The following is a 26,983-nucleotide window of genomic DNA, read 5'->3' as shown; positions in this document are numbered from 1 at the left end:
CCAACACTTCCTCGGATTCATCAAACTCGCCAGCATCATGCTATGGCTCAAATGATTAAATCGTCACCACAGCCTAGGCCGACGGCGTCGAGAATTTCATCAGCACCAGCCCGGCGACGATCAACACCGCGGCGAAGATACGGCCCGCACCAGCCTGTTCACCGAGCAGGACGATGCCAAGCACGAACGCGCCGAGCGCGCCGATGCCGGTCCAGACGGTATAGGCGGTTCCGAGCGGAAGCGTGCGCATCGCGAGCGACAACAGGCCGAAGCTGGCGACCATCGCGACCAGCGTCACCGTGGTGGCGCCTGGACGGGTGAAACCGTCCGACAGCTTCATCGAATAGGCCCAGACGATTTCGAGCAGACCCGCGAACAAGACAAGAATCCAGGCCATGGCGGCCCTCCTTTCAAAGGGCCGGGCCGTCCCGGTCGTTGCTGCCCATGATGGGTGGGGTCGTGGCCCCTGTCCGGAAGATAGGCAGCAGCGATGTTCTGGGCAAGATGCGCGGGCTTTGTTGCGAATGGTTCGCGACTACTCTATCGATGGAGAGACGATCAGGCATCGCACCTCAGTCGCAGGGGATCTCGGCAATTGACGCCAGCCATCTCGAATATATGGAAAAAGCGATGACGGCGGCCCACTCGCGCCACGAGATGTTGCGCATGGAAAGCCATGCCCCGGCCTGAAGAGCCATCCACGATGCCGCCTATGCGCGGGCTTCGCGGGATGTGGCTCGCGCTTGGCTTTTTGTGCGTCGGGCTCGGCGTGGTCGGCGCTTTTCTGCCATTGATGCCGACCACGATCTTCCTGATCCTTGCCGCATCATGCTTCGCCCGCTCCTCGCCGCGCTTCGAAGCGTGGTTGCTCGATCATCCGCGCTTCGGCCCTTCGCTGCGCGCATGGCGGGCGGAAGGCGCGATTCCGGTACGTGGCAAGATCGCCGCCTGTGCCGGCATCACGATCGGCTTCATTCTGTTCTATTGGTGCGGACGGCCATCGACGTGGCTCGCAGCGGGCATCGCCGCCATGCTGGCAGCCTGCGCGCTTTACATCGTCACACGCCCGCGTCCGAGCAAACGCTAGATCACATAATCCCCTGGTCCCTCGCGGGCCAGGCGCAGCGCGGCATTGGCTTCGGCTTTGCGGAACAAGGCATCGAGATCCTCGCGGCTGACGTCGAAGGTCTCGCCGAACTCGGCCAGGGCCAGGTCGATATCCTCGATCGAAAGCCCCGGTGCCACGCTGATCGGGATCGATACAGGCGCGACAGGCGCCGGGCGGTGCGGATAGCTGTGCCCGGAGAGCCGATGAAACAGCCAGCCAATGCTGACAAGCAACACGGAATTGAGCCCGACCGGCATCAACGCGAAATGATAGCCCGCGGCCGCAATGGCAGGGCCGCCGATCACCGCGGTCAATGCCGCCGCGCCGCCGGGCGGGTGGAGGCAGCGCAGCAACGACATTGCGAGAGTCGCCGCGGCAACCGCCGCGCCGGCAGCGATCACGCGGTCGGGGATCAGCAAAGCCGCCGTGGTGCCGACAAGCGCGGAGATGATATTGCCGCCGATGATCGACCAGGGTTGCGCGAGCGGGCTGGCGGGCACGGCGAACAACAATACCGCCGAGGCGCCGATCGGTGCGACGAGCAACGGCAGCGCCTCGCCCCCTGCCCCCATTCGTGCGCAGATGAAGCCCGTCAGGCAAATGCCGGCGAGTGTGCCGATACAGGCGATCAAACGGTCGCGAAGGCTGCCGCCCGCCAGAAGCGGCTTGAAGAGTCGGAGGGGCATTGGGCGATCAGGCTCGTCGGAAATAAGGAGGACCGGTGGACGGGCGCCCATGCCCAAGCGCGGACATGATCGCCAGCGAGGAAAGCCTCGCCGCGGACAAGTGCAGATATCAGCGAAGGGCCTATGCCCCGCCCCAGCGGCCCTCAGTCGGGGATTGCGGCGATGCCCACTATCTCGATCGCTTCGACCTTGCCGCCGAAATCCACGTGCTCGCCCGGCATTCCACCGAGGAGCGCTCGGGCAAGCGGGGCTGAAAAGGAAATACGGCCGGCTGCAGGCTCCGACTCATCATCGCCGACGATGTCGAGCACGCGTTCCGCGCCATTGAGCCGGAAGGTAACCCGCGTGCCGAAACTGACTTCCTCAAGGTCCGGCAAGGGTACGAGTTCAGCCGTGGTCAGCCGGGTGTGCCAATAGCGCAGGTCTCGCCGCGCCGCCTCGCGCTTGGCCTCGTCGGTCTCGGCCGCGATCTCCGCCTCCAGCGCAACGATACGCGCACGCGTCAGCGCCAGGCCACGCGCGGTGACGAGATTGGGGCCGGCCGGAATCGGCAGCTCGAAACGAGGCTCCTTATGCTCCTCGTCGCTTTCGCGGCGGAACGCGACGCTCATCCTTAAAACCTCCCCAGTGGCGCAGATCCGCGCAAAGCGCGGCTTCTTGCGCGCCCGGCCGGGATAGTCCAGCCGGGATCGCGCATTGGTGCTTCAGGCAAGCAATCTGAGCTTCGGCTCGCGCGTCCAGTAGCGCTTCGCCGCCGCATCGACGAACCCCCTATCGAGCGCGACAATGCCCTCGTCCGGTTCGACCCCGGCCTTGTCGAGCAAGGGCTGCGCTTCGGGCGTATGACCGATCGCCTTGAGATGGCCGAAGGCATCCATGACGAACTGCACTGCCGCCGCGTCGTTCAGCAGCGCCTTGCAACCATCGTCAGACAGGATCACCGCGATCGCGTCGACCGTCACCGACGGCGTTCCCGCAAGCTGACCATCGGCGGCGAACAGAGCACCGTCCGAAAGCTTCGCGCCACCCACCTTGGGCGCAATGACGATTGCACGCCCGCCCGCGTCCTCGACCCACTTGATCACGGATTTGACGGACTTCGCATCCGATCCGTCGGCGATCAACACGCCGATCGAGCGGCCGGCGATCGTCTCGGGCTGGCGCGGGCCGTCGATGATGCGCAGCGCCGGAGACAGATCGAAATCCTGCACCGGTGCCGCGGTCTTCGATGCTTTGGGCAAGGGCATCGCAAGCCCGCCAGCGACGCGCTTTGCGAGGCTCGGATCGACATTGACCAGGTTGGATATCATCCGCGTGCGGACATGCTCCAACCCGACCTTGGACAGCTCGAAGACCAGTGCGGAGGCAAGATGCGCCTGCTCGGGTGCGGCGAGCGAGCGGAAGAACATCCGCGCCTGGCTGTAATGGTCGGCGAAGCTCTCCGGCCGGATGCGCAGCTTGCCGCCTTGCTCTTCCTCTTCCGCCCGGCCTTCGATCGTGGTGAAGCCGGTCAGCGGGCATTCCCGCGGGCCACCGGCCTCGCCCGCTTCGCTCAGACTGTTGGGTTCATAATTCGCGCGCCCCTTGGGCACAGCCATTTGCATATGACCGTCGCGCTGGAAATTCATCACCGGGCATTTGGGTGCATTGATCGGGATCTGGTGGAAATTGGTCGATCCCAGCCGCTTCAATTGCGTGTCGAGATAGGAGAAAAGTCGCCCCTGGAGCAGCGGATCGTTGGTGAAATCCAGACCGGGCACGATATTTGCGGGGCAATAGGCGACCTGCTCGGTCTCCGCGAAAAAATTGTCGGGATTGCGATCGAGCACCATACGGCCGACGATACGGACGGGCAGCACTTCCTCAGGGATGATCTTGGTCGGATCGAGCACGTCATAAGGCAGTGCATCCGCGAATGCCTCGTCGAACGCCTGGACGCCCAGTTCCCATTCGGGGAAATCGCCCGTGTCGATCGCCTCGAACAGATCGCGGCGGTGGAAATCGGGATCGGCGCCGGCGATCTTCACGGCTTCGTCCCAGATCGTCGATTGCACACCCTGTCTGGGCTTCCAATGGAACTTCACGAACGTGGATTTTCCCTTGGCATTCACCATGCGGAAGGTGTGGACGCCGAACCCCTCGATCGTCCGCAGCGAACGGGGAATCGTGCGATCCGACATCGCCCACATGATCATGTGCGTCGATTCGGGCATCAGCGAGATGAAGTCCCAGAAAGTATCATGCGCACTCGCCGCCTGGGGATAGCCGCGATCGGCCTCCATCTTCACCGAATGGACGAGGTCGGGGAATTTGATCGCATCCTGGATGAAGAATACCGGGATATTATTGCCGACCAGATCCCAATTCCCCTCCTTCGTATAGAATTTGACGGCAAAGCCCCGGACGTCGCGCGGCGTATCGACCGATCCGGCGCCGCCCGCCACCGTGGAAAAGCGCGTGAACAGCGGTGTTTTCTCGCCTGCGCGCTGAAATATGTCGGCCTTGGTGATGTCGGCCAGACTCTCATAAAGCTCGAAATAGCCGTGCGCCGCCGAACCGCGTGCATGAACGATACGCTCCGGAATGCGCTCGTGATCGAAATGGAAGATCTTCTCGCGCAGCACGAAATCTTCGAGCAGCACCGGACCGCGTGCGCCCGTCTTCAGCTGGTTCTGATTGTCCGAGACCCGGATGCCCTGGTTCGTGGTCAGATGCGTATTGCCATCACCATGCGCGCCCTTTTCGGGCACCTGCTGATGGGTCTCGCCGCCATTGCCGCTATTCGTGGTGAAATCGTCGCTCTTGATCGCCATGCTACTCTCCCGGGACTGGATTGGGATGAGAACCCGTGACGAACGGCAGTCGATCCGCAGACCGGCAACTTCATTGACTTTTCATCAAATGATGCGCATATTCGCATCAGGAGATGAAGATGACGCCCGTGACCGCAGCAATAATTCCCAATGATATCCCATCGCTGGAGCCGCAGAGCTTTTCCGCCGAGGCCGATCGCGCGCGACTGTCCGCGGTCGCGCTCAAGGCATTTCGCAGCCTTTCCAAGCGTTGGGACCTGGGCAATGCCGATGCGGCAGCCCTGCTCGGCGTCTCGGCGAGCACATGGGACCGGATCAAGCGCGGTAGCTGGGATCACCCGCTGAGCCAGGACCAGCTTACGCGGGTCTCGGCACTGGTCGGCGTGTTCAAGGGACTTCATCTGCTTTTCGCCGACGATATGGCCGATCGCTGGCCGCATTTGTCCAATCGCGGTCCGCTGTTCCAGCGGCGTTCCCCCATCGACGCGATGACCGAGGGCGGCATCCCGATGATGCTCGACGTGCGCCGCTACGTCGACGCCGTCCGCGGCGGCCTCTGATACCGCAACGATGCTCGATGGCCTGACCATTATCCGCGATGCGTTTCCGCGCACTGTCCGCCTCGTCACTACGGCGCGCCTCCGCGCATCGGTACTGCTCGATCTGGTCGATGAGGGTGATCTGGCGGCACTGTCGGAGATCGAGGGCGCGACCAGCAGCCGCCTGCTCGCCGAAGCGCGCGGCACCAGCGGGCTCACCGCGGGCGAGTTGCTCCATGGCGTGCCCCATGCGCGGTTCGTCAATGCCAGCTTCGCCTATGCAAAGCCGCGCGAACCCAATCGCTTCAACGGGCCCGAGCGCGGCGCCTGGTACGCCGCACTCGCAGTCGAGACGGCAATCGCGGAAGTGACGTTTCATCTGACCCAGGCGCTGGCCGATGCCGGCGATTTCAATGCCGTGGTCGATTATGCCGAGATGTTCGCCAGCCTCGCCGGCGAGTTCGTCGATCTGCGTGGCATGCCGGATCACCCTGCCCTCTCTCCGGACAAGGCGATGGGCTATCCGGTCGGAAACGCCCTGGCCGACACCACTCGTGCGCGCGGGCTGAACGGCATCATCTATCCTTCGGTCCGCCATCCTGGCGGCACCTGTTTCGCGGTCCTCTTTCCGCATGCCGTCCAGTCGGTCGCGCAGGGAGATGTCCACCGCATCACCTGGTCGGGCAGGCCCGAGCCGCGGGTCGAGCGAATCTGATCTCGATCGGGGCGTTGCCCCAACTGCCTGCGATGCCTAGGCTAAGGCCATGTCGGAAGCACATTCATGAACCTGCGCCATATCGAGATCTTCCACGCCGTCTATGTGAACGGGTCGGTCAGCGCCGCTGCACGCGCGCTCAACGTGTCGCAGCCCTCGGTCTCGAAGATGTTGCGCCACGCCGAATCGCTGCTCGGCTTTCCTCTGTTCGAACGCACCAATGGGCGGCTGGTCCCGACCGAGGATGCCCATACCCTGTTCACCGAAGTCAGCGAAATCCAGGATCGCGTCTATGCGCTGCGCGAAGCCGGACGGAATCTGCGACGGGGATCGAGCGGGATCCTGCGCGTCTCGGCTTTGCCCTCGCTCGCGCTCGACGCCTTGCCGACCGCGGTTTCGCGTTTCCTGCGCGCGCATGAGAATGTCCGGTTCGACCTGCAGACCGTCCATCACGACGATCTGCTGCGCAAACTCTATGAGCGCGAGACCGACATCGCGATCGCCTATGAAGTACCGCCCGCGGCGCCGGTCGGTCAGCGCTGGCTGGGCGAAGGCGAACTGGTCGTGCTGTATCGCGAACAGGACATGCCCAATGCGCCGCCGCGCATCGAACTGGAATGCCTGCGCGGCCATCGTTTCGTCAGCCTGGCGGCAAGCGGCCCGATCGGCCAGCTGTTCGGGCAGGAACTTCAGCGCCTCGACCTCGAACTCGACGAGGTGGTTTCGGCGCGCACCTTCTACATCGCGACATCGCTGGTCCGGCAGGGCGTCGGCATGGCGGTGGTCGACAGCTTCACCGCCCAGGCGTCGCTGACCCCGGGCCTGTCGGTCCGGCCACTCAAGCCGCAACTGACCTTCGATGTGCACGCCATGTTCCTGCTCAACCGCCCGCCCACCGCGCTGGCCACCGAGTTCCTCAAGACCCTCGCACGCGTCATCGACACGCCATAACGACAGGCTATGGCCGGCATTCCACTCGCTATGCGCAGAACAACGCAGGCGACGATACGCTGATTGCCATGATACCAGCACCTTATCTTCTCTATCTTGGCCGCAGCGCTGACGCGGTCGGCATCAAGACTTCGCGCGGCCTCGCCGAATTCCGCCCCGAGGATTGCGTCGGCGAGTTCCGCCACGACGATGGTCCGCTCACGCTCGGCCTGCCCCGGTTGACCATGGCCGAAGGCGCCGCGGCCGGTGCGAAGACGCTTGTCCTCGGCATCGCCAATTCCGGCGGCAAGATGGGCAGCGACCTGATCGCCGATGCGATCGCAGCGCTCGAATCCGGCATGAACGTCGCCGCCGGCCTTCATCAGCGGCTGCGCGACGTGCCTCAACTCGCAGCACTTGCGGCGGAGCGCGGCCTGACCCTGTTCGATGTCCGCGATCCGCCGGCCGATCTGCCCGTCGGCACCGGCGAGCCGCGCGCCGGACACCGGCTGCTGACCGTCGGCACCGACTGCTCGGTCGGCAAGATGTACACCACCATCGCCCTGGCCCGTGCGATCCGCGCACGCGGCATTCCGGCCGATTTCCGCGCGACCGGGCAGACGGGCATATTGATTGCCGGTGACGGCGTCCCCGTCGATGCGGTGGTCGCCGATTTCATCTCGGGCGCGATCGAACGGCTGGCGCCTGCGCGCAATGACAATGGCTGGGACGTGATCGAGGGCCAGGGGTCGCTGTTCCACCCGTCTTTCGCGGGCGTGTCGACGGGGCTGCTCCACGGCGCCCAGGCCGAAGCGCTGGTGATGTGCCATGATCCGGTCCGCGAGCATATGCGCGGCATTCCCGGCCGGGCGCTGCCCGATCTCGCCGAATGCCTGGAGCATAATCTGCGCGTCGCCCGGCTCACCAGCCCCGATGTCCGCGCGGTCGGCATCTGCCTCAACACCTCGGCGATGGATCGTGACGAAGCGCGCAAGCTGTGCGACACCATTGCGGAGCAGCTCGGCCTGCCCTGCACCGATCCGATCGCCTTCGGCACCGATACGATCGTCGATGCATTGCTGGCGAACTGACCGGCACGTCGAAAACGACAGCGGAGGGGAATGCAGGATGACGGCACGACAATGCCCTGACCGTCTCTCCGCGCGTGCGGCAGGAGCAGGCCGATAACGCTGCTGCGCGCCTGGTTCGGGATCGCGCTGTGGAAGCGTGTGCTGGGCGCACTCGCGCTCGGCCTGATCTTCGCATTGGTCTGGCCGTCGGCAACGCCGTCGGTCGCATTCATGGGCGACCTGTTCGTGCGTGCGATCCGCATGCTGGTGGCGCCGATCGTGCTGATCACGATCGCGGCGGGCATCACCTCGCTAGCCGATCCAAAAAGGCTGGGCAGCCTGGGCGGCCGCACCGTCGGCCTGTTCGCCTTCACCACCGCGATCGCCGTATCGATCGGCATGGGCGTCGCGACGTTGCTCCGGCCCGGCGAAGGTGCAGCGCTCGGCACCGCCGCGCCGCACGCACTGGGTACGCCGCTCACGCCTTATGAGCAGCTCCTCGGCATCATCCCCACCAATATCGTCGAAGCCCTGGCCAAGGGCGACATGCTCGCGCTGATCTTCGTCGCGATCCTGCTCGGCGTCGGCACGGTGCTTGCCGGCGAAGCGGGCAAGCCGCTGGCCAATCTGCTCCAGTCCATCTCGGCCGTGCTGCTCAAGATCGTCGGCGTCATCATGGAGGCGACACCCTTCGGCGTCTTCGCACTGATCGCCAATGCTGTCGCGGCGAACGGCACGGGCGTCTTCGTCCATGTCGGCTGGCTGGCGCTGGCCGTGGTCGTCGGATCGGCGTTGCAGATCGTGCTCGTCCACAGCCTGATCCTGAAATTGTTCGCGCGATTGCCCGTGATGCCGTTCTTCAAGGGGATCATCGATGCGCTCGCCGTCGCCTTCTCGACCGCATCGAGTTCGGCGACGCTGCCAGTGGCGATGCGCGTCGCCGAAAAGAATCTCGGGGTCGGCCGATCGGTCTTCTCCACCGTGCTGCCGCTGGGCGCGAGCATCGGCAAGGACGGCACGGCCATGTATGTCGGCCTGCTCAGCATGTTCGCGCTTCAGGCGTTCGGCACACCGATGACGCCGCAAATCTACGGTGTCGTGCTGCTGACCGGCGCGCTGGCCGCTTTCGGCACCGCGCCGATGCCTTCGGCATCCTTGTTCATGCTCGCCGCCGTGCTCTCCGCGGTCGGCATCGCGCCCGAACAGACCGCGCTCGTCGTCGGCTTCGTCCTGCCGTTCGACCGCCTGCTCGACATGACCCGCACCGTGCCCAGCGCCAGCGCGAACCTGACCGTCGCGACCACGGTGGCGCGCTGGGAAGGCGAGCTCGACGAGGCTGTCTACCGCTCCCGCGACGACACGTAATTATCCTCGACCCGGTGGATCGCTGGCAGCGAATCCACCGCGACCTCGACTCGCCGTAGATCCCCTTCGCACCAGCCGGCCGCCAGAAATGCGTCGATTTCCTCGGGCGACACCGAAAAGCGGCGATGCAGCAATGCCGCCATCGCGCGAAGCGCTTCCAGCCGGGGATTGGCGAGCGGCTGAGGATTGCCATGTCGGCGCCCGACGAAACGGGTGATGCGCGGCAATCGGCGTGCGCCGGCCGAACGCGCTTCCCTCGGTGCGGCCGCGAGCCGGATGACGGTGAGCTCGAGCTGGGAAAACCCGCTCATAGCCGGTAGCTCACATAGAGCAGGCCATGAAGCTGATTGGCCGATCCGCGTTTCGATACGATCGGGCTGTCCGCGGCATCGCCGAGCAATCGTCGATAGCCGGCATCGCCACCGATGCTCCAGCGCCGATCGATCCGATAGTTCAGGCCGACACCGGCGCCGGCATCCTTCAGCCCCGCATCGGGCGAAAAGCGCGACAGACCACTCGCAGCCGCCTGCACTGCATCGATCCCGAAATTGCTCCGCATATATTTGCGATCCGCCCAGGACGCCGTGCCGCTGAGCTGTGCCGACAACGAGTCCGTCAGGTCGAACCGGATTCCCGCTTCGACCTCAGCGACGATGCCGTCGTGACCGTTCGCCACATCCTTTCCACCGCTCAGCTGCAGCCACCAGCGATCACTGCCGACACGCGCGAAACCGCCGATCTCGGCCGACCCGTCGACATCGCCCAGCCCGATCAGATCGGAATTGTCGCTCTCGTCCCGTCCCTGCCGATAACGGGCCGACGGACCGAAGCGCAGCCGTACATCGTCGGACAGCTTCACATCGGCGATCGAGACCTGGATCTGCGGTCCGCGGATCGACACGATATTCTTGTAGTCGAGCGCCAGCACGGGAAACGGCAGCACGCGAAGATCGTTCGATCCCTCATAATCGGGCATGACGAGAACGCCCGCGCCGATCGTCACCTGCCAATCGTCCTCCTCCTTCTCCTGCGGCTGGGCGGCGGCGCGATCGGGCGACAAGGCGCCAAGGGCGAGGCAGCCCGCGATGATGTGGAACGATGTACGCAGTTCTGGCATGACGACCGCCTTTGGCTGGGGAAACTGCGGCGGAATTACCCCAGGGCGCAGCGCCGGCGATTACGGCGCGATGACATCGTGTTTCAGTTTGTTTCAGCCGGTCGATCGCGTTGGACTTCGCACGATCATATGCGCATCAAGCCCGGGATGAGCGCCAAGCCCCATATCCTTGTCGTCGATGACGATCTGCATATCCGGACAATGCTCGGCCGTTTCCTGGCCGATCACGGCCTGAGTGTCGGCGAGGCGCGTGATGGCCACGAAATGCGCGCTCGCATGCGCGCCACCCGCCCCGACCTGATCGTGCTCGACGTGATGCTGCCCGGCGATGACGGCTTCACCCTGTGCAGCCGCTTGCGCGCGGAAGGCAATATACCGGTGATCCTGCTGACCGCGCGCGGTGGCGACACCGACCGCGTCGTCGGGCTGGAACTGGGCGCCGATGACTATGTCGCCAAACCGTTCAACCCGCGCGAGCTGCTTGCCCGGATCCGCGCAGTGCTCCGCCGGACCGGACAGCAGGCGAGCGAACGCAGCGGCCGATCGCCCGGCCTCTATCGGTTCGCCGGCTGGACGCTCGATACGGGCCGACGCACGCTGCTGTCCCCCGAAGGTGCATTGACCGAATTGACCAGCGGCGAGTTCGATCTGCTGACCACATTGGTCCAGCATCCGCAAAGCGTGATGAGCCGCGATCAGTTGCTCGATCTCGTCCATGGTCGTTCGAGCATCAATATCGATCGCAGCATCGACGTGCAGATGAGCCGGCTGCGGCGCAAGATCGAAACCAATCCCAACGCGCCGCTGCTGATCAAGACCGTCCGCAACGGCGGCTATTTCCTGTCCGCGCCGGTCACGGAGGACCATGTATGAGGCGCGAGCGATGAAGGGGTTCTGGCCGCTCACCCGGCTTGGCGTCGCCCCGCGCGTCGCCGTCGCGCTGGTGCTCGCGATCCTGATCGCGGGCGTGCTCGAACGCGGTTTGCGCGACATATTGCCGCCGGCGCCCGAGCTCGTCGTGCAGAGAAGCTGGCTGTCCGACGCGATCGAGGAGGCCGCAAAGACCGTGCTGTCGACGCCGCCGGCCGAGCGCGCAGCGGCGCTGGCGCGCCTCGATTCCGCAAAGACGCTCGACTATAAAGTGCTGCCCGCCATTCCCGACGACGCCGTCATCGGGCCGTTTCGCTATGGCCCGCAAGCGCCGCAGGTGATCCTGATGGCCCGCCATCAGGGCGATGATCCGTTGCAGGACGCCTTGTCGTCGCGGACGCTGCGCGACCTTCAGATCGCGGCCCAGCTCGACGAGAACACCTGGCTGATCGTCCGCGAAAAGGCACCGGCGGATAATTTCAGCCGCTACGCCTTCTACCTGAGCGGCCTTGTCGGCCGGATCCTGTTCATCATCCTCTTTTCCTACGCGATGGCGCGGATGATCCTGCGCCCGCTCAGCCGGCTCTCGGCCGCCGCCGAAAAAATGGGGCGGGAACGCGAGCCGACACTGATCACGGGCATGAGCGCCCCGGAATATGCGGCGATCGCCGAAACCTTCAACGAAATGCAGATGCGGCTGAAACGTCATGTCGACGGCCGCACCCAGATGCTCGCCGCCATCTCGCACGATCTGCGCACACCGCTCACCCGGCTGCGATTGCTCGCCGAATATGTCCCCGACGATCAGCGCGAACGCATGCTGGCCGATATCGGCGATATGGAAACCATGTTGTCCGATGCGCTCGCTTTTGCCGGTGCGGAAATGCGGCGCGAACAGGAACAGGTGATCGATCTGGGAGCCCTGCTCATCAGCCTGGCCGATACTTTCTCCGACGCGGGCGAAAGCGTGGAGTATGACGGTCCGGACCATCTGGCGCTGCGTTGCCGCCCGGTCGCGATCAAGCGCGCCTTCACCAATCTGATCGCCAATGGCTGCAAATATGGCGAGGCCGTGAAGATCCGGCTTTCCGCCGCAAGCAATGTCGCGATCGTCGATATCGTCGATCGCGGCCCAGGCATCCCGCCCGATCAGGCCGATCGTGCCTTCGAGCCGTTCGAACGGCTCGAAGTATCGCGCAATCGCGAATCCGGCGGGACCGGCCTTGGCCTCACCATCGCGCGTGAGGCCGTGATTGGCCAGCACGGTAGCATCGCGTTCCTCCGCGAGCCCGACGGATTCACCGTGCGGGTGTCGCTGCCGTTCGATCCGAAGGAAACGCGCCGCCCATGAAGCGCGCGGCATAGCCGTCCAACTGACGCGCCTTCCGTTCGGAAAGCCCGGCACGAACCCGCGCCAGCTCGTCCGCGGCTTCGCGCTGACGGCCCTTGGTTGCCAGGCAACGCGCCAGCTCGACGCCCGCACGCTGGGCGACGGTTAGATTGCCGAAGGGGTCGAAATAGGAATCGATCCGCGCACGATCCTTCACCCCGTTCCAGATCGGCATGACGGCGGCGGCAGGATCGCGGACGAGCTTGCGATACGCCTCGATCGTTTCCTCGGCCGCCGCCGCACGGGTCAATTCGCGATAGCGGATACGATAGAGCCGAGCCTCCGGCCCCGGCGAACCAGCCTTGAACATCTGGAGCACATCGCCCATCCATGGCCAATCGACCGGCCCGCCATCCCCCTGCACGCCAAGCAGGTTGAACGCCAGGATCGCGGCGCGATGCGCCTGCGTCGTCGCCTGTTCGATTTCGCCCGGCGTGGGACGTGGCAGGCTCGACGGCTGGATCAACGCGATCGCCGGATCGTCACGCAGGATCGCCTCGATATCGGGCTTGTGGAACTGGCCGACCACCACCAGCACGGTGCCGCCCGATCGCTGAGTCGCCGCTGCTCGAATCCGCTGAGCCTGCATGAAGGTGCGGTAGAGATAGAGCCGCCGGGGAAAATCACGGCTGGCGCTGAGCGCGGCGGTCCCGGCCCATCGGCGCGTCGGCTCGGTCGTTTCGGCACGATCGGCATCGAACAGGTCGCGCCTGAGTATCGCCGCGTCGGGAAAGCTCAGAAATCCGCGAAAGCCCGATTGCGGGCGGATCTCCGGCGGCGCTTCCAGATCGAGGCCTAGCGCCAGCCTCTGGTCCTCGACCGGAGGCATCCAGTCGATCGGGCAGAGATCGACGCCCGTTTCCGCCGCCAGCGGCAACAGGACGCTCTGGATCTCGTAGGTGAATTCATAATGGTCGCCGCGCGCGAACTGCTCCGGCGCCCGTTCGATGCAGATCGCGTCGGGCGCGAGCGCCCTGGCAAAGGCAGCGAGCGCACCCGGCTGGTCGCCCCTGGCGACAAGCTGCGCGGCATGTTCGACGCCGAGTACGATCACACGAGTCGGGGCCTCCGCCGGCGCGCGCTGGGAGAAGAACAGCAGCCCGAGCATCACGATCAGTTGACGATACACCGTCCCGCCCCCTCCTTTCGAAGGCCGCAAGGCGTACCCCGCGGCCATCACCGGTCAATCATATCCACAATCATCACCTTCAGCTTTCGACCAATGACGTCTGCCGCTTGCGATTGTCGTCTCAACGGATACTGCTGTGCCGAACACCAACAAAGGGATCATCATGGCGGACGGGATGAACAAAGGAACGGATCGGCGCACCTTGCTGGCGAGCGCGGCAGCGGTCACGGGTGCAGCGATGATGGCGCCGGGCGCGGCGCTGGCGAAGACCGACAAGCTGGCGGACGTCAAAAAGGCGATCGCGACAGGCCACGACGCTTCGGTAAAGCGGCTGCAGGACTGGATCGCGCTGCCTTCGATCGCGGCGGAGAATCTCAACTATCCTGCGGGTGCCGAATATATGCGCAAGCTCGCGCTCGATGCGGGTTTCCAGCATGCCGAGATCGTGCCGTCCAAGGGCAAGCCAGGCGTGTTCGCCACGCTCGATGCGGGCGCGAAGAAGACGCTGGGCCTGTATTTCATGTACGACGTGAAGCAGTTCGTCGCGTCGGAATGGGAAAGCCCGCCGCTGGAGGGCCGGATCCTCGACCGCCCGGGCATGGGCAAGGTTATCATGGGCCGCGGCGCGGTGAACCAGAAGGGCCCGGAAGCAACGGTTCTTGCAGCGCTTCACGCGATGAAGGCGGCAGGCCGCAAGCTGCCCGTCAACCTCGTGCTCGTCGCCGAAGGCGAGGAAGAGATCGCGTCGCCCAATTTCCACGAGATCGTTACCAAGCCCAACGTCGCCGAGGCGCTGAAGAAGAGCGTGGGCGTGATCATCCCCTTCGCCGCGCAAAATCCGGCGAATGGCGCGGTGACCCTGTTCCTGGGCGCCAAGGGCGCGATCGAGATGGAGATCGTCGTCTCCGGCGAGAAATGGGGTCGCGGCCCCAAGGGCGACATCCATTCGAGCGAAAAGGCGCGTGTCGACAGCCCGCCATGGCGGCTGGTCGCGGCATTGTCGACGCTGGTCAGCCCCGACGGCAACACCGTGATGATCGACGGCATCCAGGATCAGGTGCGTCCGCTCACCGATCGCGAGCGCGCCCTGATCGCGGCGACAGCGGCCAAGACCGACGAAGCCTCGACCAAGAAACAGCTCGGCGTCCAGCGCTGGATCGACGACATGACGTGGGAGCAATCGCTCGAACGGCTGGCCGCGGTGCCGACGATCAATATCCAGGGCCTGGTCTCAGGCTATACCGGCCCCGGCGGCAAGACCGTGCTGCCCGGCCGTGCCGTCGCGAAGGTCGAGATGCGGCTGGTGCCCAACATGACCAAGGAAGAGACGATCGCGAAACTGCGCGCGCATCTCGACAAGCGTGGTTTCAACGATGTCGAAGTGAACGTCACCGGCGGCTATGGCCCCACCGAAACGCCGGAGACCGCCGCACTCACCCGCGCACAGCTCGCCACCTATGAGCGGTTCGGCGTCCAGACCACGGTCTATCCGCGTATCGCGGGCAGCTGGCCGGGCGTGATCTTCACCGGTCCGCCGCTCAACCTGCCGGCCGGCCAGTTCGGCCTCGGTCACGGCTCGGGTGCGCACGCGCCGAACGAGTTCTTCCTGATCGAAAGCGCCAATCCCAAGGTGCTCGGCATGGACGATGCGGCGCTCGCCTTCGTCGATTTCCTCTATCAGGTGGCGGCGACTGCCTGACGCCGAAACCGGTGGGCCGTGCGGCGGCGTGTTACTGCTGCACGGCCATGGCCGCACCGGCCATTCGATGCGCAGCCTGGCGATGGCGCTACGCAAGGCAGGCTATGCGACGCTGGCGCCGCATTATCCGGCGCGGCGATCGCTGAATGCGATCGTCGACCGGCTGCAACCGCGCATCGCGGCATTCGCGGCCGCGTGCGACGGCCCTCTGCATATGGTGACGCATTCGCTGGGCGGGCTGGTCGCGCGTGCCTTGTTCAAGGCTCACCGCCCGGCGCGGCCCGGACGCGTCGTCATGCTCGGGCTGCCCAATGCCGGCAGCGAACTCGCCGATCTGCTGTTCCGGTTGAGGATGGACGGAGTCATGCTGGGCGCCAGCGGCGCGCATCTCCGCACCGGACGGACAGCGGCCGACGAAGCATTGCTCGGTCCAGTCGATTTCGATCTTGGCGTGATCGCGGGCGACCGCGCGCTCGACCCGATCTTTCCCAAATTGCTGCTGCCGCGGCCCAATGACGGCAAGGTGAGCGTCAGCGCCACCCGGCTTGCCGGCATGCGCGACCATATCGTGCTGCCGGTATCGCATACGCTGATGGTCTATGACCGCCGCGTCCGCGCCCAGACATTGGCGTTCCTGCAGAGCGGCGCCTTCAACCGATAGCAGCCACCTCGACCATTTCGGGCCCGGGCCGTGGATGCCGCATATCGGGCAGGAAGGCCGCGATCAGCCCGATCGCCGGCAGGAACGAGCAGATCATATAGACCGTCTCGATCCCGTAGACGTCCGCGACCTCGCCCAGCACCGCCGCGCCGAGCCCGCCCACGCCGAACGAAAAGCCGAAGAACATGCCTGAGATCATGCCGACCTTGCCCGGCATCAATTCCTGCGCGAACACGACGATCGCGGGAAAGGCCGATGCCAGCAACAGGCCGATCACGACGCTGAGCACGCTCGTCCAGAACAGGTCGACATGCGGCATCAACAGGCTGAACGGCAGCACCGCCAGGATCGAGATCCAGATCACGAATTTGCGGCCGATGCGATCGCCGATAGGTCCGCCGACGAATGTGCCGACCGCGACCGCGCCGAGGAACACGAACAAATGGAACTGCGCGGTCTCCACCGACACGCCGAACCGGTGGATCAGGTAGAATGTGAAATAGCTCGTGATGCTGCCCAGGTAGACATATTTCGAGAATGTCAGCGCCAGCAGGATGAGGATGCCCCTGCGCGCCGTGCCGCGCGGCAGCTCCAGCCCCTCCAGCCGCTTATGGCCCGCCCTCAACCGCGCCAGACCATGGTCGCGATACCAGATGCCCACCTGCCACAGGATCGCGCAGGAGAGCAAAGCGAGCAGCGCGAAGAAAGCGAGGCTGTTCTGGCCGAAGCGCACGACCACCAATGCGGCGGCGAGCGGCCCCAGCGCCGAGCCGGCATTGCCGCCCACCTGGAACAGCGATTGTGCCATCCCCTTGCGCGGTCCCGCCGCCATCCGGGCGACACGCGAGGATTCGGGGTGGAACACCGACGATCCCATGCCCAGCAGCGATGCCCCCACCAGCAGCAAGGCATAGCTGTGCGCGACCGACAGCACGACGAGCCCGGCGAGCGAGAACAAGGTCCCGCCCGGCAGCGCCAGCGGCACTGGCCGCTTGTCCGAATAGAGGCCGATCAGCGGCTGCAGGATCGAGGCGGTGATCTGATAGACCAGGGTCACCAGGCCGATCTGGCTGAAGCTGAGCCCCAGCTCATCCTTCAGATTGGGATAGATGGCCGGCAGCAGCGCCTGCATCATGTCGTTGAGCAGGTGGCAGAAGCTGATCGCGAAGATCACCGGGAAGACGGTGGTTTCGATCGCGATGGGCTGCGGCGCGACAGGCTGGGGTGCGGCATCGATCGGATGGCTGGACATCGGCATTTCCTTTGACGTCACGATGCGATAGGCCGGGCAAATCTGTCCCGCATCTTCGGTTGGGACTTTCAGTTTTGCGAGTGGGACATGGCCAAACCGTGGACCGACCCTGACGATTATGATCATGCGCCGCGACCGGTGGTGGCGATCGGCAACGATTATCCACCATCGTTCGAACTCGCACCGCATCGCCATGGGCGTGGGCAGCTGCTTTATGCTGCCAGCGGCGTGGTCGTCGCCACCACGCCCCAGGGTGTCTGGATCGCCCCGCCCGAACGCGCGGTCTGGATTCCGGCGGGCACGATGCACGCGGTGCGCATGGTCGGTCCGGTCTCGACCCGCAGCCTGTTGCTCAACGCAACCGCAGGCCGTGCGCTCGGCGCCGAGTGCATGGTCCTGGCCGTCTCCCCGCTGCTGCGCAGCCTGCTCGCCGTGTCGGTCGATATCGATCCCCAATATGACATGGCCGGCCGCGACGGCCTGATCATGGCGCTGATCGTCGCCGAGCTCGAGCGCGCACCGTGCATTCCCCTGGCAGTGCCCTTCCCAACCAGCCCGGCATTGGCGCGCCTGTGTCACGATTTTCTCGAAACCCCGGCCCCGCACGACACCATCGACGACTGGGCAGCACGCCTGGGCTTGGAAAGACGCACATTCACCCGAACCTTCCGACGCGAAACCGGCATGAGCTTCGGCGAGTGGCGACAACAGGCATGCCTGCTCGTCGCCCTTCCCCGCCTCGCCGACGGCGCCACCGTCACCATGATCGCGATGGATCTCGGCTATGACAGCCCCGCCGCTTTCTCAACGATGTTCAAGCGGCTGCTGGGCATCTCGCCGGCGCGGTATCGCGCCGAGAGACTTTCCACGGCCTAGCGTCGAGACGATGACAATGCGGGGTCGATGCCCTGGGCGGGGTGACAAAGGAATGGCGCCCCGTTCATCGCAAGCCCTATGATCGGGTATTATCGACGAGGAGAGATGCCATGCGAACGATCCCGATCCTGTTGGCGACCGCAATGGTTGCGGCGCCGACGCTCGCCGCCGCGCCTGCGAAAATGGTGACCAAAATGAACGGCGCGGCGGAAATCCCGGGTCCAGGCGACCCCGACGGCAGCGGAACCGCCACCGTGACGGTCAACGCCGCAAAGGGCGAGGTTTGCTACACGCTTTCGGTCGACGGCATCGATGCGGCGACCATGGCGCACATCCACAAGGGCGCGACCGGCGTCGCCGGCCCGCCGGTGGTGACGCTCGACGCACCCGCCAACGGGACGTCGGAAGGTTGCAAGGCAACGGATGCAGCCGTCGTCGCCGCGCTGATCGCCAATCCCGCCGACTATTATGTCAATGTCCACAACGCCGCCTTCCCCAAGGGCGCGGTGCGCGGACAGTTCGGCAACTAGCCCACCAAGCAAGACGACGGACGGGTTCGATTGCGCCACCATCCGCGCAGCGCCGTGACGCGCCCGCTTGATAATATAACTATCTAGATATATATCTGAATCGTTATGAACGACTCGCTCAACCTCAAATTCGCCGCGCTCGCCGATCCAACGCGTCGAGGCATTCTCGCCATGCTAGCCCGTGGCGAGGCAACTGTCGGCGATCTCCAGAAACCGTTCGGCATCAGCCAGCCCGCGATCTCGAAGCATCTGAAGGTGCTCGAGGGCGCGGGGCTGATCGAACGCGGCCGCGCCGCCCAGTCGCGGCCGCGGCGATTGAACACGGCGGCACTCGCCGAGGCCAGCGCCTGGATCGATGGCGTGCGCCAGCTCTGGGAAGACAGTTTCGACCGGCTCGACGAGTTGCTCGCCGATTTGCAGAAACCCGAAAACAAAGGATGAAGCCGATGACCGACACCGGAACCAGCGAAACCGGCCACGCCCACTTCACCATGACGCGCATGCTCGAAGCGCCCCGCCCACTGGTGTGGCGAGCATGGACCGATCCGGTCTTGCTCGCCCGCTGGTTCGGCCCCAAGGGCACGACCACTACGGTCCTCGCCCACGATCCGCGCCCCGGCGGCATCACGCATCTGCGCATGGATATGTCCGGCGGCGGCGCCATCTGGGCCAGGTTCGTCCATCGCGAAGTGACCGAGCCTTCACGCCTGAGCTGGGTACATTCCTTCGCCGACGATCGAGGGGAATTGGCGCGAGCACCCTTTTTCGACGGCGTCTGGCCGCTCGAACTGCTCAACAGCGTGCAATTCGAGGATGACGGTGCCCGCACCCGGATGACGCTGACTTCCGAACCGATCGGCGCCACGGCGGAGGAATGCCGTATCTTCGTCGAGCAGATCCCCTCGATGAACCAGGGCTGGGGCGGCAGCTTCGAACAGCTCGATGCGGTGCTTGCCGCACAACCGGCCTGATCTCACGCGTTCGGGCTGGCGCGTTTTCCGCATCCTGATAGGAAATGGCCAGCCCGGCACGTGACCGGGCAGCTTTGTGGAGATCAGGGTGGGACGGCTGGAGCGCGCTTATAATATCGCGGACCTGCGCCTGATGGCGCGACGGCGGCTGCCGCGACCGATCTTCGACTATATCGATGGCGGCGCCGATGACGAAGTGACGCTCGCGCGCAACATGTCGGCCTTTGCGCGGTACGAACTGGTGCCCGACGTGCTGGTCGACGTCTCGCAAGTCCGGACCGAGACCACGCTGTTCGGGCAGCCCGCCGCCTGGCCGCTGATGCTGTCGCCGACCGGGCTCAACCGGATGTTCCATGGCGATGCCGAACTCGCCGTCGCCCGTGCCGCAGCGCGCCACGGCCTGCCCTATGGCCTCTCCACGCTGGGCACGACGCGGCTGGAGGATCTCGCCAGGGCCTTTGACGGACCCAAGGTCTTCCAGATCTATATCTTCAAGGATCGCGGCCTCACCGCCGAATTCGTCGCGCGTTGCAAGACGGCCGGATTTCACGGCCTTGCGCTCACCGTCGATACGCCGGTCGCGGGCAATCGCGAACGCGACCGGGTCAACGGTCTGTCGGTTCCCCCGCGCCTGACGCTACGTTCGATGCTCAGCTTCGCCCGTCATCCGGGCTGGTCGATCCCCGCGCTCTCGGGCGCCCGTTTCGACTTCGCCAATGTCAGCCACCGCGTCGATGCGCTGGCCGACGGGCCGATGAGCCTGTTCGATTATATCGGCGGGCAGTTCGACCGCACATTGACCTGGCGCGATGTCGAATGGCTCGCCGCCGAATGGGGCGGGCCGCTTTCCATCAAGGGGGTGATGTCGCCCGAAGATGCAAAACATGCGATCGCGGCGGGCGCGACGGGCGTGATGATCTCCAACCATGGCGGGCGCCAGCTCGACGGCGCCCCGGCCCCGGTCGATCAGATCGCCGCGATCCGCGAGGCGCTGGGCGATGGCCCCGACGTGATCTGCGACGGCGGCATCCGGCGCGGATCGGACGTGGTGAAGGCGCTGGCGCTCGGTGCGACCGGCTGCTCGGTCGGGCGCCCCTATCTTTACGGCCTGGCCGCCGGTGGCGAAGCCGGTGTCGATCGGGCGCTGACGCTGCTGCGCGAGGAATTCGATCGTACGATGATGCTGGCCGGGATCAACGGCATCGATGCGATCGAGCATCGGCACATTCGCAGGGTTTCTCCCGCCTGACGGCAGGCGAATGCAAAACGCCCCTCCCCCGCCACGCTGATCTGTGCCACGTGCATCGCCATGCCCGCCGCCGCCAACCAGTTCGATGCGATCATCCTCGGTGCCGGCGGTGCCGGACTCATGTGTGCGGCGATGGCCGGGCAACGCGGACGGCGCGTATTGGTGGTCGATCATGCCGATGCGGCGGGAAAGAAGATCCTGATCTCGGGCGGCGGGCGCTGCAACTTCACCAACATCCATGTCGCGCCCGATCGCTATCTGTCGTCCAATCCGCATTTCGCCAAATCGGCGCTGCGCCGCTACACCGCGCAAGATTTCATCGACCTGGTCGATCGCCATGGCATCGCCTGGCACGAAAAGACGCTCGGCCAACTCTTCTGCGACGGCTCCGCCCGCCAGATCGTCGGGATGCTCCTCGACGAATGCGACGCCGGCGATGTGACGCTGGCACTGGGCGCGACGATCCGCGATGTCACCCATGCCGACGGCATGTTCCGCGTGACACATGGCGCCCACGTCTCGACCGCGCCGGCATTGGTGATCGCGACGGGCGGCCCGTCGATTCCGAAACTGGGCGCTACCGGCTTCGCTTATGATCTCGCGCGCCGTTTCGGGTTGAAAGTGGTGGAGCCCCGCCCCGCGCTGGTTCCGCTCACGCTGCCGGACAGCGAAGCGCTGTTCCGGTCGCTCTCCGGCGTCTCGGCCCCCGTCATCGCCAGTTGCGGCAAAACGAGCTTCGCGGAAGCCGCGCTGTTCACGCATCGCGGCCTTTCCGGCCCCGCGATCCTCCAGATCTCATCCTATTGGCGGCATGGCCAGCATATCTCGATCGACTTCGCACCCAAGGCGGAGGCGGATTGGCTGATCCAAGCCAAACGTCAGCGCCCGCGCACGACATTGCGTGCCATATTGGGCACGGTCCTGCCCGATCGGCTGGCAACGGCACTTGCGGAAAGGCTGCCGGCAGGCGAGCTCGGCGCGCAAAGCGACGCTGCGTTGAAACAGGCGGAGCGCGCGATCGCGGACTGGCGCTTCATGCCCAATGGCAGCGAGGGCTTCGCCAAGGCCGAAGTGACGGTGGGCGGCATCGCCACCGACGGGCTGTCGTCCCAGACCATGGAGGCCCGCAAGATGCCCGGGCTCTACGCGATCGGCGAGGCCGTCGACGTCACCGGCTGGCTCGGCGGCTATAATTTCCAATGGGCCTGGGCCAGCGGCTGGGCTGCCGGGCAGGTACTTTAGGATTTTTGCGCGAGCGCTGAGCGTAGGTTGCCGTTCGCCTTCGCCAACCGTTCTCGCGCCTGTTCCGCGTTCGCGCCGCGGGCAATGAGCACGGCTGCCTTGATGCTCCGCCCCGCCATATCGAGCGCCGCCTGCGCGCCCGCATCATCGACGCCCGCAATGTCGCGGACCATCGCCGCGCCGCGCTTCTGCAATTTGGCGTTGGAAATACGCATATCGACCATCAGCCCGCGATAGACGCGTCCGCAGCGCAGCATCGTCGCGGTCGAGAACAGGTTCAGCACCGCCTTTTGCGCGGTCCCCGCCTTCATCCGTGTCGAGCCGGCGACGAGTTCGCTCCCGGTTTCGATCAGCAGCGCATGCTCAGCCGCGACGAGCAGCGGTGCGCCATGATTGTTGGCGATCCCGATGGTGAGAGCGCCTGCCGCACGCCCGGCTTCGATTGCGGCGACGGTATAGGGCGTGCGGCCGCTCGCGGCGACGCCGATGACGACGTCGAGCGGGCCGACCCCGGCCGCTGCGATCTCCGCGCGTGCGGCGTCGGCATCATCCTCGGCACCTTCGACGCTCTCGGTCAGCGCACCCATACCGCCCGCCATCAGATAGACCAGCCGATCGGACGGCCAATCATAGGTCGGCGTCAGCTCGACGCCGTCCTGGACCGCGATCCGCCCCGAAGTGCCGGCGCCGACATAGACGAGCCGCCCGCCCCGGTTGAGCCGATCGGCCGCCGCGTCGCTGGCACGTGCGAGCGCGCCGACCTGGCTCTTCAATGCCGCGATCGCGGCCAGCTGCCCTTCCAGCATTGCCTCGACCGCGGTTTCGGTCGGCCAAAGGTCGATATCGACGAAGCGCGGATCGACGGTTTCGGTGGACATCTCGCCTCCTGCATAACGATCTGCTCCTATTAATGATTGGCGTGGCGCGCGCCATCGCTATTGAAGACGTCATGCCAACCGAAAGCCTGATGATCCGCGAGGCAGGTGAAGCCGCCTCGGTCTGCGAACGCCAGATCGAACGCAACCGCGACGCGGTGAAGGCCTCGGCCGAACGGCTGCGCAAACTCGATCCCCCCTTTGCCGCGACCCTGGCGCGCGGCAGCTCCGATCAGGCGGCGGGTTTTGCCAAGGTCCTGTTCGAAACCCGGCTGAAGCTGCCGACGCTGAGCCATGCGCCCTCGATCGGCGCGCTGTATCATGCGACCTCGCCGCGCCTGAGCGGCGTGCCGATGGTCGCGATCTCGCAATCCGGGCGCAGCCCCGATCTGCTCCGCGCCGCCGAAGAGGCGCAGGCCGCCGGCGCGGTGCTGATCGCGCTGGTCAATGACGAGACCTCGCCGCTGGCGGAAATGGCCGATATCCTGCTGCCGCTCCACGCCGGACAGGAAACCAGCGTCGCGGCGACCAAGAGCTTCATCGCCGCACTGGCAGCGCTCGCGCATCTGACCGCCGAATGGAGCGGCGACGCCGCATTGCTCGATGCGCTGGATCGCATCGGGGACACGCTGCGCGCCGCCTGGGCGCTCGACTGGAGCGCCGCCGTCGCACCGCTTGCCGATGCGACGAGCCTGCTCGTGCTCGGCCGCGGCCTGACCTTTCCGATCGCTGGCGAAGCCGCGCTCAAGTTCAAGGAAACCTCGGGCCTCCATGCCGAAGCGTTCAGCAGCGCCGAAGTGGCGCATGGCCCGATGACATTGGTGGAGGCCGCCGATCCGGTCTTCGTCTTCGGCCCCGCCGACGAAGCGCGCACCGGCCTGAGCGAACGGATCGCCGGCTTCGCCGATCGCGGCGCGACGGTGATCGCGACCGGCCAGCGCATCGATCTTGCGGGCGCATCGATCGTCCTGCCGTCGATCGACGGCGCGCATCCCGTGCTCGGCGCGATCGCGATGATCCAGAGTTTCTACCGCTTCGCCAACGCGCTTTCGCTGGCTCGCGGCCGCGACCCCGATCATCCGCCCTATCTGGCCAAGGTGACGCGCACATTATGACCCGGATTGCTCTCAGGGGCGCGGGCATCGTCACGCCCGACGCGGTGATCGAGGATTATGCGCTGCTACTGGAAGGCGCGCGGATCGCCGCGATCCTGCCTGAGCGAAGCCTGGCATCCGGCGTCGAGACGATCGACCTGGACGGCGGCTGGCTGTTGCCCGGCTTCATCGACGTGCAGGTGAATGGTGGCGGCGACGTGCTGTTCAACGATGCACCGACAACCGATGGTATCCGTGCGATCGCGGCAGCGCATCGGCGCTACGGGACGACGGGACTGCTGCCGACATTGATCAGCGACGAATTGCCCGTGGTTCGACAAGCGATCGACGCCGTCGATACGGCGATCGCTGCGGGTGAACCCGGCGTGCTCGGCATCCATGTCGAGGGACCGTTCCTGAATGCCGACAAGCGCGGCATCCATGACGCATCGAAATTCCGCATTCTCGACGCCGATACGATCGCGCTTCTGTCGCGGCCCGGCCCCGGCAAAAGGCTGGTGACGATCGCCCCCGAACTCGCGCCCGCCGGCACGATCCGCGCCCTCGCCGATGGCGGTGTGATCGTCGCGGCGGGGCATAGCATGGCCGATTATGACCAGACCCGCACAGCGCTTGCCGAGGGCCTGCACGGCTTCACACATTTGTTCAACGCGATGACGCAGCTCGGGAGCCGTGAACCCGGCATGGTCGGCGCCGCGATCGAGGATCGGACGAGCCGCTTCGGACTGATCGTCGACGGCCATCATGTTCATGCCGCTGCGATGACGATCGCGGTGCGCGCGCGCGGCATCGACGGCGTGATGCTGGTGACCGACGCCATGCCCCCGGTTGGCGGAGTGCTGTCGCACTTCACGCTGATGGGCCGCGAGATCCGCGTGATCGACGGCATTTGCCGCGGACCGGATGGCACTCTGGCCGGCTCGGCGCTGACCATGGCGGAGGCATTCCGCAACGCGATGGACTGGCTCGGGCTTTCGCTGGTCGAGGCATCGCGCGCGGCCAGCGGCAATCCCGCCACGTTCCTGGGCCTGACCGACCGCACCGGCGCGATCGCGCCCGGCCTGGCGGCCGATCTCGTGCATCTCGATCGGGACCGGCGGGTGAGGCGGACATGGATCGGCGGCAAGGTTTCGACATTGGGGGAGTGAGGCTCCCCACTCCATCACGATAAACCTGTCATCCCCGCGCACGCGGGGATCCAGCTATTCCGTGAAGCTTCCAGAAAAAGAAGAAGAAGCTGGATCCCCGCGTTCGCGGGGATGACATGGAGGGCAAGACGCCATCTGGTTGGCAGACCCCAGCCTTCGCTGGGGTGACGGGCGAGTTTAGAGCGAGGCTACCGCCCAAACCCCGCCAGCAGAAGCGCGCCGTCGAGCGGATCGCCCTGCGGTTCGCTCAGCTTCGCAACGGTGCGCTCGCGTAGCCAGGGGCGCATGCGCTGCGCCAGTCCGCCGGCAAGCGCGCATGCCGGCGCTCCCTGAGCAAAGATGGTCTCGATGAAGCGTTCGATATGCAGCGCGGCATCTTCGACGATCGAGCGCGCGATCGCGTCGTCCGCCTCGGCATAGTCCATCACCAGCGGCGCGAGCGCCGCATAATCCTTGGGTGTCGCTTCATCCATCCAGGCGACGGCCTGGAGGGTGTCGTGACCGAAACGCTCGGAAACGGCGGTGCTGAGCGGCGTGCGCTGGGTACGCCCGTCGAGCGCACGCAGCGCGTGGCGCATCGCGCTCAATCCCAGTGCCGCACCGCTGCCCTCGTCCGAGATCGGGAAGCCGTAGCCGCCGATCGAGAAATCGCGCCCGCCGACGCGGAGCTGGGCGATGCTGCCCGTGCCGATCACCAGCACCGCGCCGTCACCGCCGCGATGCGCGCCGATATTGGCGATGGCCCCATCGGTCTCGAACGCCACAGAGGCGAAAGGAAATGCCAGTTCGGCCAACGCCGCGCGCACGCCGGGGCGCCGGATGCCGGCAATGCCCATGCCCGCGCGGACCCTGGCGACAGCGGCATCATCGAGGCCAGCCACCGCGATCGCCTGATCGGCGGCGTCGCGCAGCGTGGCATAAAGCCGATCCATGCCGATCTTGGCATTGGCCGGCCCGGTCTCCCCGGTCCCGAGGATTGTTCCGGCCTGGTCGACCAGCCGGCTCCGGCAATGGCTCCCGCCCGCATCGATGCCGAGAAAATAGGTCATGCGGGCGGCAACCGGATCATATTGTGCATACGCCCGCTCTAACCCGAGAAGCGGGCTCCGTCCTAGAAAAAGAGCTTCCGGACACTCAGCATGACGCTGCGGCCGATCGGATCAAGATAGGCCGGCTGATAGCGCAGCGGCGTCGCGCCCGTCGCGTCGTTGACCGAGCGCCGGCTGTTGAGGATATTGTTCACCGACAGCGTCACCTGGGTGCCGCGCAGGAAAGGATGCGCCGTCACCAGCTTGGGCATCTGCCCCAGATTGGCGAACAGTCGTAGATTGGCCGTCGCCAGATCGCCGAAATCGAGGCGTGAGGTGCCGCCGAGCGCACCGTCAACATGCGTGCCGCTTTCCCAATTGACGCTCAGACGCGCACCCAGGCCATTATTGGTGTAGCCCGCGCGTGCCTCGATCTCGTGGCGCGGCTGGCCGCCCGAGGATCCGACGGCGTCGCCGTTCAGCAGGTCGAGTTTTGGAACGCCCGGTGCGATCAGGATCGATTCGGTCAGGTGCCAAGTGTGGTAGAGGCCGAGCTGGATACGGCCGCCGCCCTGCCCGCCGCGACCGCCACCGCCGCCGAAGCG

28 protein-coding genes and 1 pseudogene are annotated in these 26,983 nt (G+C 65.6%); 18 read left to right on the top strand and 11 right to left on the bottom strand.

Going from position 1 to position 26,983, the window contains the following annotated elements; all coding sequences use genetic code 11:
- Nucleotides 1-73: 73 nt before the first annotated feature.
- Complete coding sequence (locus AC3WN8_RS28790; protein WP_492672960.1) at nucleotides 74-397, bottom strand: DMT family transporter; 324 nt, start codon at nucleotides 395-397, stop codon at nucleotides 74-76.
- Nucleotides 398-730: 333 nt separating this feature from the next.
- On the opposite strand from AC3WN8_RS28790, the gene AC3WN8_RS28785 reads away from it, so the two are divergent.
- Complete coding sequence (locus AC3WN8_RS28785; protein ID WP_492672959.1) at nucleotides 731-1,087, top strand: YbaN family protein; 357 nt, start codon at nucleotides 731-733, stop codon at nucleotides 1,085-1,087.
- Here AC3WN8_RS28785 and AC3WN8_RS28780 read toward each other — a convergent pair.
- The 3 genes from AC3WN8_RS28780 to AC3WN8_RS28770 all read right to left on the bottom strand — a co-directional run bounded on the left by AC3WN8_RS28780 (nucleotide 1,084) and on the right by AC3WN8_RS28770 (nucleotide 4,607).
- A complete protein-coding gene (locus AC3WN8_RS28780) occupies nucleotides 1,084-1,794 on the bottom strand; it encodes an HPP family protein (protein WP_492672958.1) in 711 nt (236 codons plus the stop codon). The two genes, AC3WN8_RS28785 and AC3WN8_RS28780, sit on opposite strands and share 4 nt — an antisense overlap.
- A 143-nt stretch (nucleotides 1,795-1,937) precedes the next feature.
- Complete coding sequence (locus tag AC3WN8_RS28775) at nucleotides 1,938-2,405, bottom strand: GreA/GreB family elongation factor (protein ID WP_492672957.1); 468 nt, start codon at nucleotides 2,403-2,405, stop codon at nucleotides 1,938-1,940.
- A 93-nt stretch (nucleotides 2,406-2,498) separates the two neighbouring features.
- Nucleotides 2,499-4,607: a catalase gene (locus AC3WN8_RS28770; protein ID WP_492672956.1), complete on the bottom strand. Its 2,109-nt coding sequence runs from the start codon at nucleotides 4,605-4,607 to the stop codon at nucleotides 2,499-2,501.
- A 119-nt stretch (nucleotides 4,608-4,726) separates the two neighbouring features.
- Here AC3WN8_RS28770 and AC3WN8_RS28765 point away from each other — a divergent pair, with 119 nt between their 5' ends.
- The 5 genes from AC3WN8_RS28765 (at nucleotide 4,727) to AC3WN8_RS28745 (ending at nucleotide 9,226) form a co-directional block, all read left to right on the top strand.
- The gene (locus tag AC3WN8_RS28765) at nucleotides 4,727-5,167 is read left to right on the top strand and encodes an antitoxin Xre-like helix-turn-helix domain-containing protein (RefSeq protein ID WP_492672955.1); all 441 of its coding nucleotides are present in this window, start codon (nucleotides 4,727-4,729) and stop codon (nucleotides 5,165-5,167) included.
- Nucleotides 5,168-5,177: 10 nt separating this feature from the next.
- Nucleotides 5,178-5,861 (top strand): RES family NAD+ phosphorylase, encoded by a 684-nt coding sequence (locus AC3WN8_RS28760; protein WP_492672954.1) that lies wholly within the window; start codon nucleotides 5,178-5,180, stop codon nucleotides 5,859-5,861.
- A 66-nt stretch (nucleotides 5,862-5,927) separates the two neighbouring features.
- Nucleotides 5,928-6,812: a LysR family transcriptional regulator gene (locus AC3WN8_RS28755; protein WP_492672953.1), complete on the top strand. Its 885-nt coding sequence runs from the start codon at nucleotides 5,928-5,930 to the stop codon at nucleotides 6,810-6,812.
- A gap of 68 nt (nucleotides 6,813-6,880) precedes the next feature.
- On the top strand, nucleotides 6,881-7,882 hold the full coding sequence (gene dgcN, locus AC3WN8_RS28750) for an N-acetyltransferase DgcN (protein WP_492672952.1): 1,002 nt from the start codon (nucleotides 6,881-6,883) through the stop codon (nucleotides 7,880-7,882).
- A gap of 138 nt (nucleotides 7,883-8,020) precedes the next feature.
- Entirely contained in the window at nucleotides 8,021-9,226 is a 1,206-nt protein-coding gene (locus tag AC3WN8_RS28745; RefSeq protein WP_492672951.1) for a dicarboxylate/amino acid:cation symporter, read from the top strand.
- On the opposite strand, the gene AC3WN8_RS28740 is transcribed toward AC3WN8_RS28745, so the two are convergent.
- Together AC3WN8_RS28740 and AC3WN8_RS28735 are read right to left on the bottom strand one after the other, a co-directional pair.
- Nucleotides 9,202-9,537 carry a hypothetical protein gene (locus AC3WN8_RS28740; protein WP_492672950.1) on the bottom strand — a complete coding sequence of 112 codons (336 nt, stop codon included), beginning with the start codon at nucleotides 9,535-9,537 and terminating at the stop codon, nucleotides 9,202-9,204. The two genes, AC3WN8_RS28745 and AC3WN8_RS28740, sit on opposite strands and share 25 nt — an antisense overlap.
- A complete protein-coding gene (locus tag AC3WN8_RS28735) occupies nucleotides 9,534-10,343 on the bottom strand; it encodes a MipA/OmpV family protein (protein ID WP_492672949.1) in 810 nt (269 codons plus the stop codon). Before AC3WN8_RS28735 ends, AC3WN8_RS28740 begins: the two co-directional genes overlap by 4 nt.
- A 147-nt stretch (nucleotides 10,344-10,490) precedes the next feature.
- On the opposite strand from AC3WN8_RS28735, the gene AC3WN8_RS28730 reads away from it, so the two are divergent.
- Both AC3WN8_RS28730 and AC3WN8_RS28725 read left to right on the top strand, forming a co-directional pair.
- Nucleotides 10,491-11,216, top strand: coding sequence for a response regulator (locus AC3WN8_RS28730; protein ID WP_492672961.1), 726 nt, complete (start codon nucleotides 10,491-10,493; stop codon nucleotides 11,214-11,216).
- 10 nt (nucleotides 11,217-11,226) lie between these two features.
- Nucleotides 11,227-12,564 (top strand): sensor histidine kinase, encoded by a 1,338-nt coding sequence (locus AC3WN8_RS28725; RefSeq protein WP_492672948.1) that lies wholly within the window; start codon nucleotides 11,227-11,229, stop codon nucleotides 12,562-12,564.
- Here the strand turns inward: AC3WN8_RS28725 and AC3WN8_RS28720 are convergent.
- A complete protein-coding gene (locus AC3WN8_RS28720) occupies nucleotides 12,512-13,732 on the bottom strand; it encodes a hypothetical protein (protein WP_492672947.1) in 1,221 nt (406 codons plus the stop codon). The genes AC3WN8_RS28725 and AC3WN8_RS28720 overlap by 53 nt on opposite strands.
- Before the next feature lie 175 nt (nucleotides 13,733-13,907).
- Here AC3WN8_RS28720 and AC3WN8_RS28715 point away from each other — a divergent pair, with 175 nt between their 5' ends.
- On the top strand, nucleotides 13,908-15,431 hold the full coding sequence (locus AC3WN8_RS28715; protein WP_492672946.1) for a M20/M25/M40 family metallo-hydrolase: 1,524 nt from the start codon (nucleotides 13,908-13,910) through the stop codon (nucleotides 15,429-15,431).
- Between the two features lie 28 nt (nucleotides 15,432-15,459).
- Nucleotides 15,460-16,092 (top strand): esterase/lipase family protein, encoded by a 633-nt coding sequence (locus AC3WN8_RS28710; RefSeq protein WP_492672945.1) that lies wholly within the window; start codon nucleotides 15,460-15,462, stop codon nucleotides 16,090-16,092.
- On the opposite strand, the gene AC3WN8_RS28705 is transcribed toward AC3WN8_RS28710, so the two are convergent.
- The gene (locus AC3WN8_RS28705) at nucleotides 16,082-17,344 is read right to left on the bottom strand and encodes an MFS transporter (protein WP_492672944.1); all 1,263 of its coding nucleotides are present in this window, start codon (nucleotides 17,342-17,344) and stop codon (nucleotides 16,082-16,084) included. The two genes, AC3WN8_RS28710 and AC3WN8_RS28705, sit on opposite strands and share 11 nt — an antisense overlap.
- Before the next feature lie 87 nt (nucleotides 17,345-17,431).
- On the opposite strand from AC3WN8_RS28705, the gene AC3WN8_RS28700 reads away from it, so the two are divergent.
- The 6 genes from AC3WN8_RS28700 to AC3WN8_RS28675 all read left to right on the top strand — a co-directional run bounded on the left by AC3WN8_RS28700 (nucleotide 17,432) and on the right by AC3WN8_RS28675 (nucleotide 22,212).
- A complete protein-coding gene (locus tag AC3WN8_RS28700) occupies nucleotides 17,432-18,220 on the top strand; it encodes an AraC family transcriptional regulator (protein ID WP_492672943.1) in 789 nt (262 codons plus the stop codon).
- 110 nt (nucleotides 18,221-18,330) lie between these two features.
- Nucleotides 18,331-18,750 carry a CHRD domain-containing protein gene (locus tag AC3WN8_RS28695; RefSeq protein WP_492672942.1) on the top strand — a complete coding sequence of 140 codons (420 nt, stop codon included), beginning with the start codon at nucleotides 18,331-18,333 and terminating at the stop codon, nucleotides 18,748-18,750.
- A gap of 105 nt (nucleotides 18,751-18,855) precedes the next feature.
- The gene (locus tag AC3WN8_RS28690; RefSeq protein WP_492672941.1) at nucleotides 18,856-19,191 is read left to right on the top strand and encodes an ArsR/SmtB family transcription factor; all 336 of its coding nucleotides are present in this window, start codon (nucleotides 18,856-18,858) and stop codon (nucleotides 19,189-19,191) included.
- A gap of 5 nt (nucleotides 19,192-19,196) precedes the next feature.
- Complete coding sequence (locus AC3WN8_RS28685) at nucleotides 19,197-19,721, top strand: SRPBCC domain-containing protein (protein ID WP_492672940.1); 525 nt, start codon at nucleotides 19,197-19,199, stop codon at nucleotides 19,719-19,721.
- Nucleotides 19,722-19,809: 88 nt separating this feature from the next.
- On the top strand, nucleotides 19,810-20,970 hold the full coding sequence (locus tag AC3WN8_RS28680; protein WP_492672939.1) for an alpha-hydroxy acid oxidase: 1,161 nt from the start codon (nucleotides 19,810-19,812) through the stop codon (nucleotides 20,968-20,970).
- A 60-nt stretch (nucleotides 20,971-21,030) separates the two neighbouring features.
- Nucleotides 21,031-22,212 carry a BaiN/RdsA family NAD(P)/FAD-dependent oxidoreductase gene (locus AC3WN8_RS28675; protein ID WP_492672938.1) on the top strand — a complete coding sequence of 394 codons (1,182 nt, stop codon included), beginning with the start codon at nucleotides 21,031-21,033 and terminating at the stop codon, nucleotides 22,210-22,212.
- On the opposite strand, the gene AC3WN8_RS28670 is transcribed toward AC3WN8_RS28675, so the two are convergent.
- Nucleotides 22,209-23,090: an N-acetylmuramic acid 6-phosphate etherase gene (locus tag AC3WN8_RS28670; protein ID WP_492672937.1), complete on the bottom strand. Its 882-nt coding sequence runs from the start codon at nucleotides 23,088-23,090 to the stop codon at nucleotides 22,209-22,211. The two genes, AC3WN8_RS28675 and AC3WN8_RS28670, sit on opposite strands and share 4 nt — an antisense overlap.
- 71 nt (nucleotides 23,091-23,161) lie before the next feature.
- Between AC3WN8_RS28670 and AC3WN8_RS28665 the strand changes: the two genes are divergently transcribed.
- Both AC3WN8_RS28665 and nagA read left to right on the top strand, forming a co-directional pair.
- Complete coding sequence (locus AC3WN8_RS28665; RefSeq protein ID WP_492672936.1) at nucleotides 23,162-24,202, top strand: SIS domain-containing protein; 1,041 nt, start codon at nucleotides 23,162-23,164, stop codon at nucleotides 24,200-24,202.
- Complete coding sequence (gene nagA / locus AC3WN8_RS28660) at nucleotides 24,199-25,350, top strand: N-acetylglucosamine-6-phosphate deacetylase (RefSeq protein ID WP_492672935.1); 1,152 nt, start codon at nucleotides 24,199-24,201, stop codon at nucleotides 25,348-25,350. Before AC3WN8_RS28665 ends, nagA begins: the two co-directional genes overlap by 4 nt.
- A gap of 188 nt (nucleotides 25,351-25,538) precedes the next feature.
- Here the strand turns inward: nagA and AC3WN8_RS28655 are convergent, their stop codons facing one another.
- On the bottom strand, nucleotides 25,539-26,399 hold the full coding sequence (locus AC3WN8_RS28655; protein WP_492672934.1) for a glucosamine kinase nucleotide-binding domain-containing protein: 861 nt from the start codon (nucleotides 26,397-26,399) through the stop codon (nucleotides 25,539-25,541).
- Between the two features lie 62 nt (nucleotides 26,400-26,461).
- Nucleotides 26,462-26,983: pseudogene (locus AC3WN8_RS28650) on the bottom strand (TonB-dependent receptor); the annotation flags it as partial.

The organism is Sphingobium sp. FW305-3-2-15-F-TSA7, from assembly GCF_058787155.1.
Note: the sequence above shows the minus strand (reverse complement) of the source record. Positions and strands in the feature narration are given on the sequence as shown.

Bases quoted from the DNA above. Each gene is read 5' to 3' on its own strand.
- AC3WN8_RS28790 (WP_492672960.1), bottom strand. From the start codon at position 397: ATGGCCTGGATTCTTGTCTTGTTCGCGGGTCTGCTCGAAATCGTCTGG.
- AC3WN8_RS28785 (WP_492672959.1), top strand. From the start codon at position 731: ATGTGGCTCGCGCTTGGCTTTTTGTGCGTCGGGCTCGGCGTGGTCGGC.
- AC3WN8_RS28780 (WP_492672958.1), bottom strand. From the start codon at position 1,794: ATGCCCCTCCGACTCTTCAAGCCGCTTCTGGCGGGCGGCAGCCTTCGC.
- AC3WN8_RS28775 (WP_492672957.1), bottom strand. From the start codon at position 2,405: ATGAGCGTCGCGTTCCGCCGCGAAAGCGACGAGGAGCATAAGGAGCCT.
- AC3WN8_RS28770 (WP_492672956.1), bottom strand. From the start codon at position 4,607: ATGGCGATCAAGAGCGACGATTTCACCACGAATAGCGGCAATGGCGGC.
- AC3WN8_RS28765 (WP_492672955.1), top strand. From the start codon at position 4,727: ATGACGCCCGTGACCGCAGCAATAATTCCCAATGATATCCCATCGCTG.
- AC3WN8_RS28760 (WP_492672954.1), top strand. From the start codon at position 5,178: ATGCTCGATGGCCTGACCATTATCCGCGATGCGTTTCCGCGCACTGTC.
- AC3WN8_RS28755 (WP_492672953.1), top strand. From the start codon at position 5,928: ATGAACCTGCGCCATATCGAGATCTTCCACGCCGTCTATGTGAACGGG.
- dgcN (WP_492672952.1), top strand. From the start codon at position 6,881: ATGATACCAGCACCTTATCTTCTCTATCTTGGCCGCAGCGCTGACGCG.
- AC3WN8_RS28740 (WP_492672950.1), bottom strand. From the start codon at position 9,537: ATGAGCGGGTTTTCCCAGCTCGAGCTCACCGTCATCCGGCTCGCGGCC.
- AC3WN8_RS28735 (WP_492672949.1), bottom strand. From the start codon at position 10,343: ATGCCAGAACTGCGTACATCGTTCCACATCATCGCGGGCTGCCTCGCC.
- AC3WN8_RS28730 (WP_492672961.1), top strand. From the start codon at position 10,491: ATGAGCGCCAAGCCCCATATCCTTGTCGTCGATGACGATCTGCATATC.
- AC3WN8_RS28725 (WP_492672948.1), top strand. From the start codon at position 11,227: ATGAAGGGGTTCTGGCCGCTCACCCGGCTTGGCGTCGCCCCGCGCGTC.
- AC3WN8_RS28715 (WP_492672946.1), top strand. From the start codon at position 13,908: ATGAACAAAGGAACGGATCGGCGCACCTTGCTGGCGAGCGCGGCAGCG.
- AC3WN8_RS28705 (WP_492672944.1), bottom strand. From the start codon at position 17,344: ATGTCCAGCCATCCGATCGATGCCGCACCCCAGCCTGTCGCGCCGCAG.
- AC3WN8_RS28700 (WP_492672943.1), top strand. From the start codon at position 17,432: ATGGCCAAACCGTGGACCGACCCTGACGATTATGATCATGCGCCGCGA.
- AC3WN8_RS28695 (WP_492672942.1), top strand. From the start codon at position 18,331: ATGCGAACGATCCCGATCCTGTTGGCGACCGCAATGGTTGCGGCGCCG.
- AC3WN8_RS28690 (WP_492672941.1), top strand. From the start codon at position 18,856: ATGAACGACTCGCTCAACCTCAAATTCGCCGCGCTCGCCGATCCAACG.
- AC3WN8_RS28685 (WP_492672940.1), top strand. From the start codon at position 19,197: ATGACCGACACCGGAACCAGCGAAACCGGCCACGCCCACTTCACCATG.
- AC3WN8_RS28675 (WP_492672938.1), top strand. From the start codon at position 21,031: ATGCCCGCCGCCGCCAACCAGTTCGATGCGATCATCCTCGGTGCCGGC.
- AC3WN8_RS28670 (WP_492672937.1), bottom strand. From the start codon at position 23,090: ATGTCCACCGAAACCGTCGATCCGCGCTTCGTCGATATCGACCTTTGG.
- AC3WN8_RS28665 (WP_492672936.1), top strand. From the start codon at position 23,162: ATGCCAACCGAAAGCCTGATGATCCGCGAGGCAGGTGAAGCCGCCTCG.
- nagA (WP_492672935.1), top strand. From the start codon at position 24,199: ATGACCCGGATTGCTCTCAGGGGCGCGGGCATCGTCACGCCCGACGCG.
- AC3WN8_RS28655 (WP_492672934.1), bottom strand. From the start codon at position 26,399: ATGACCTATTTTCTCGGCATCGATGCGGGCGGGAGCCATTGCCGGAGC.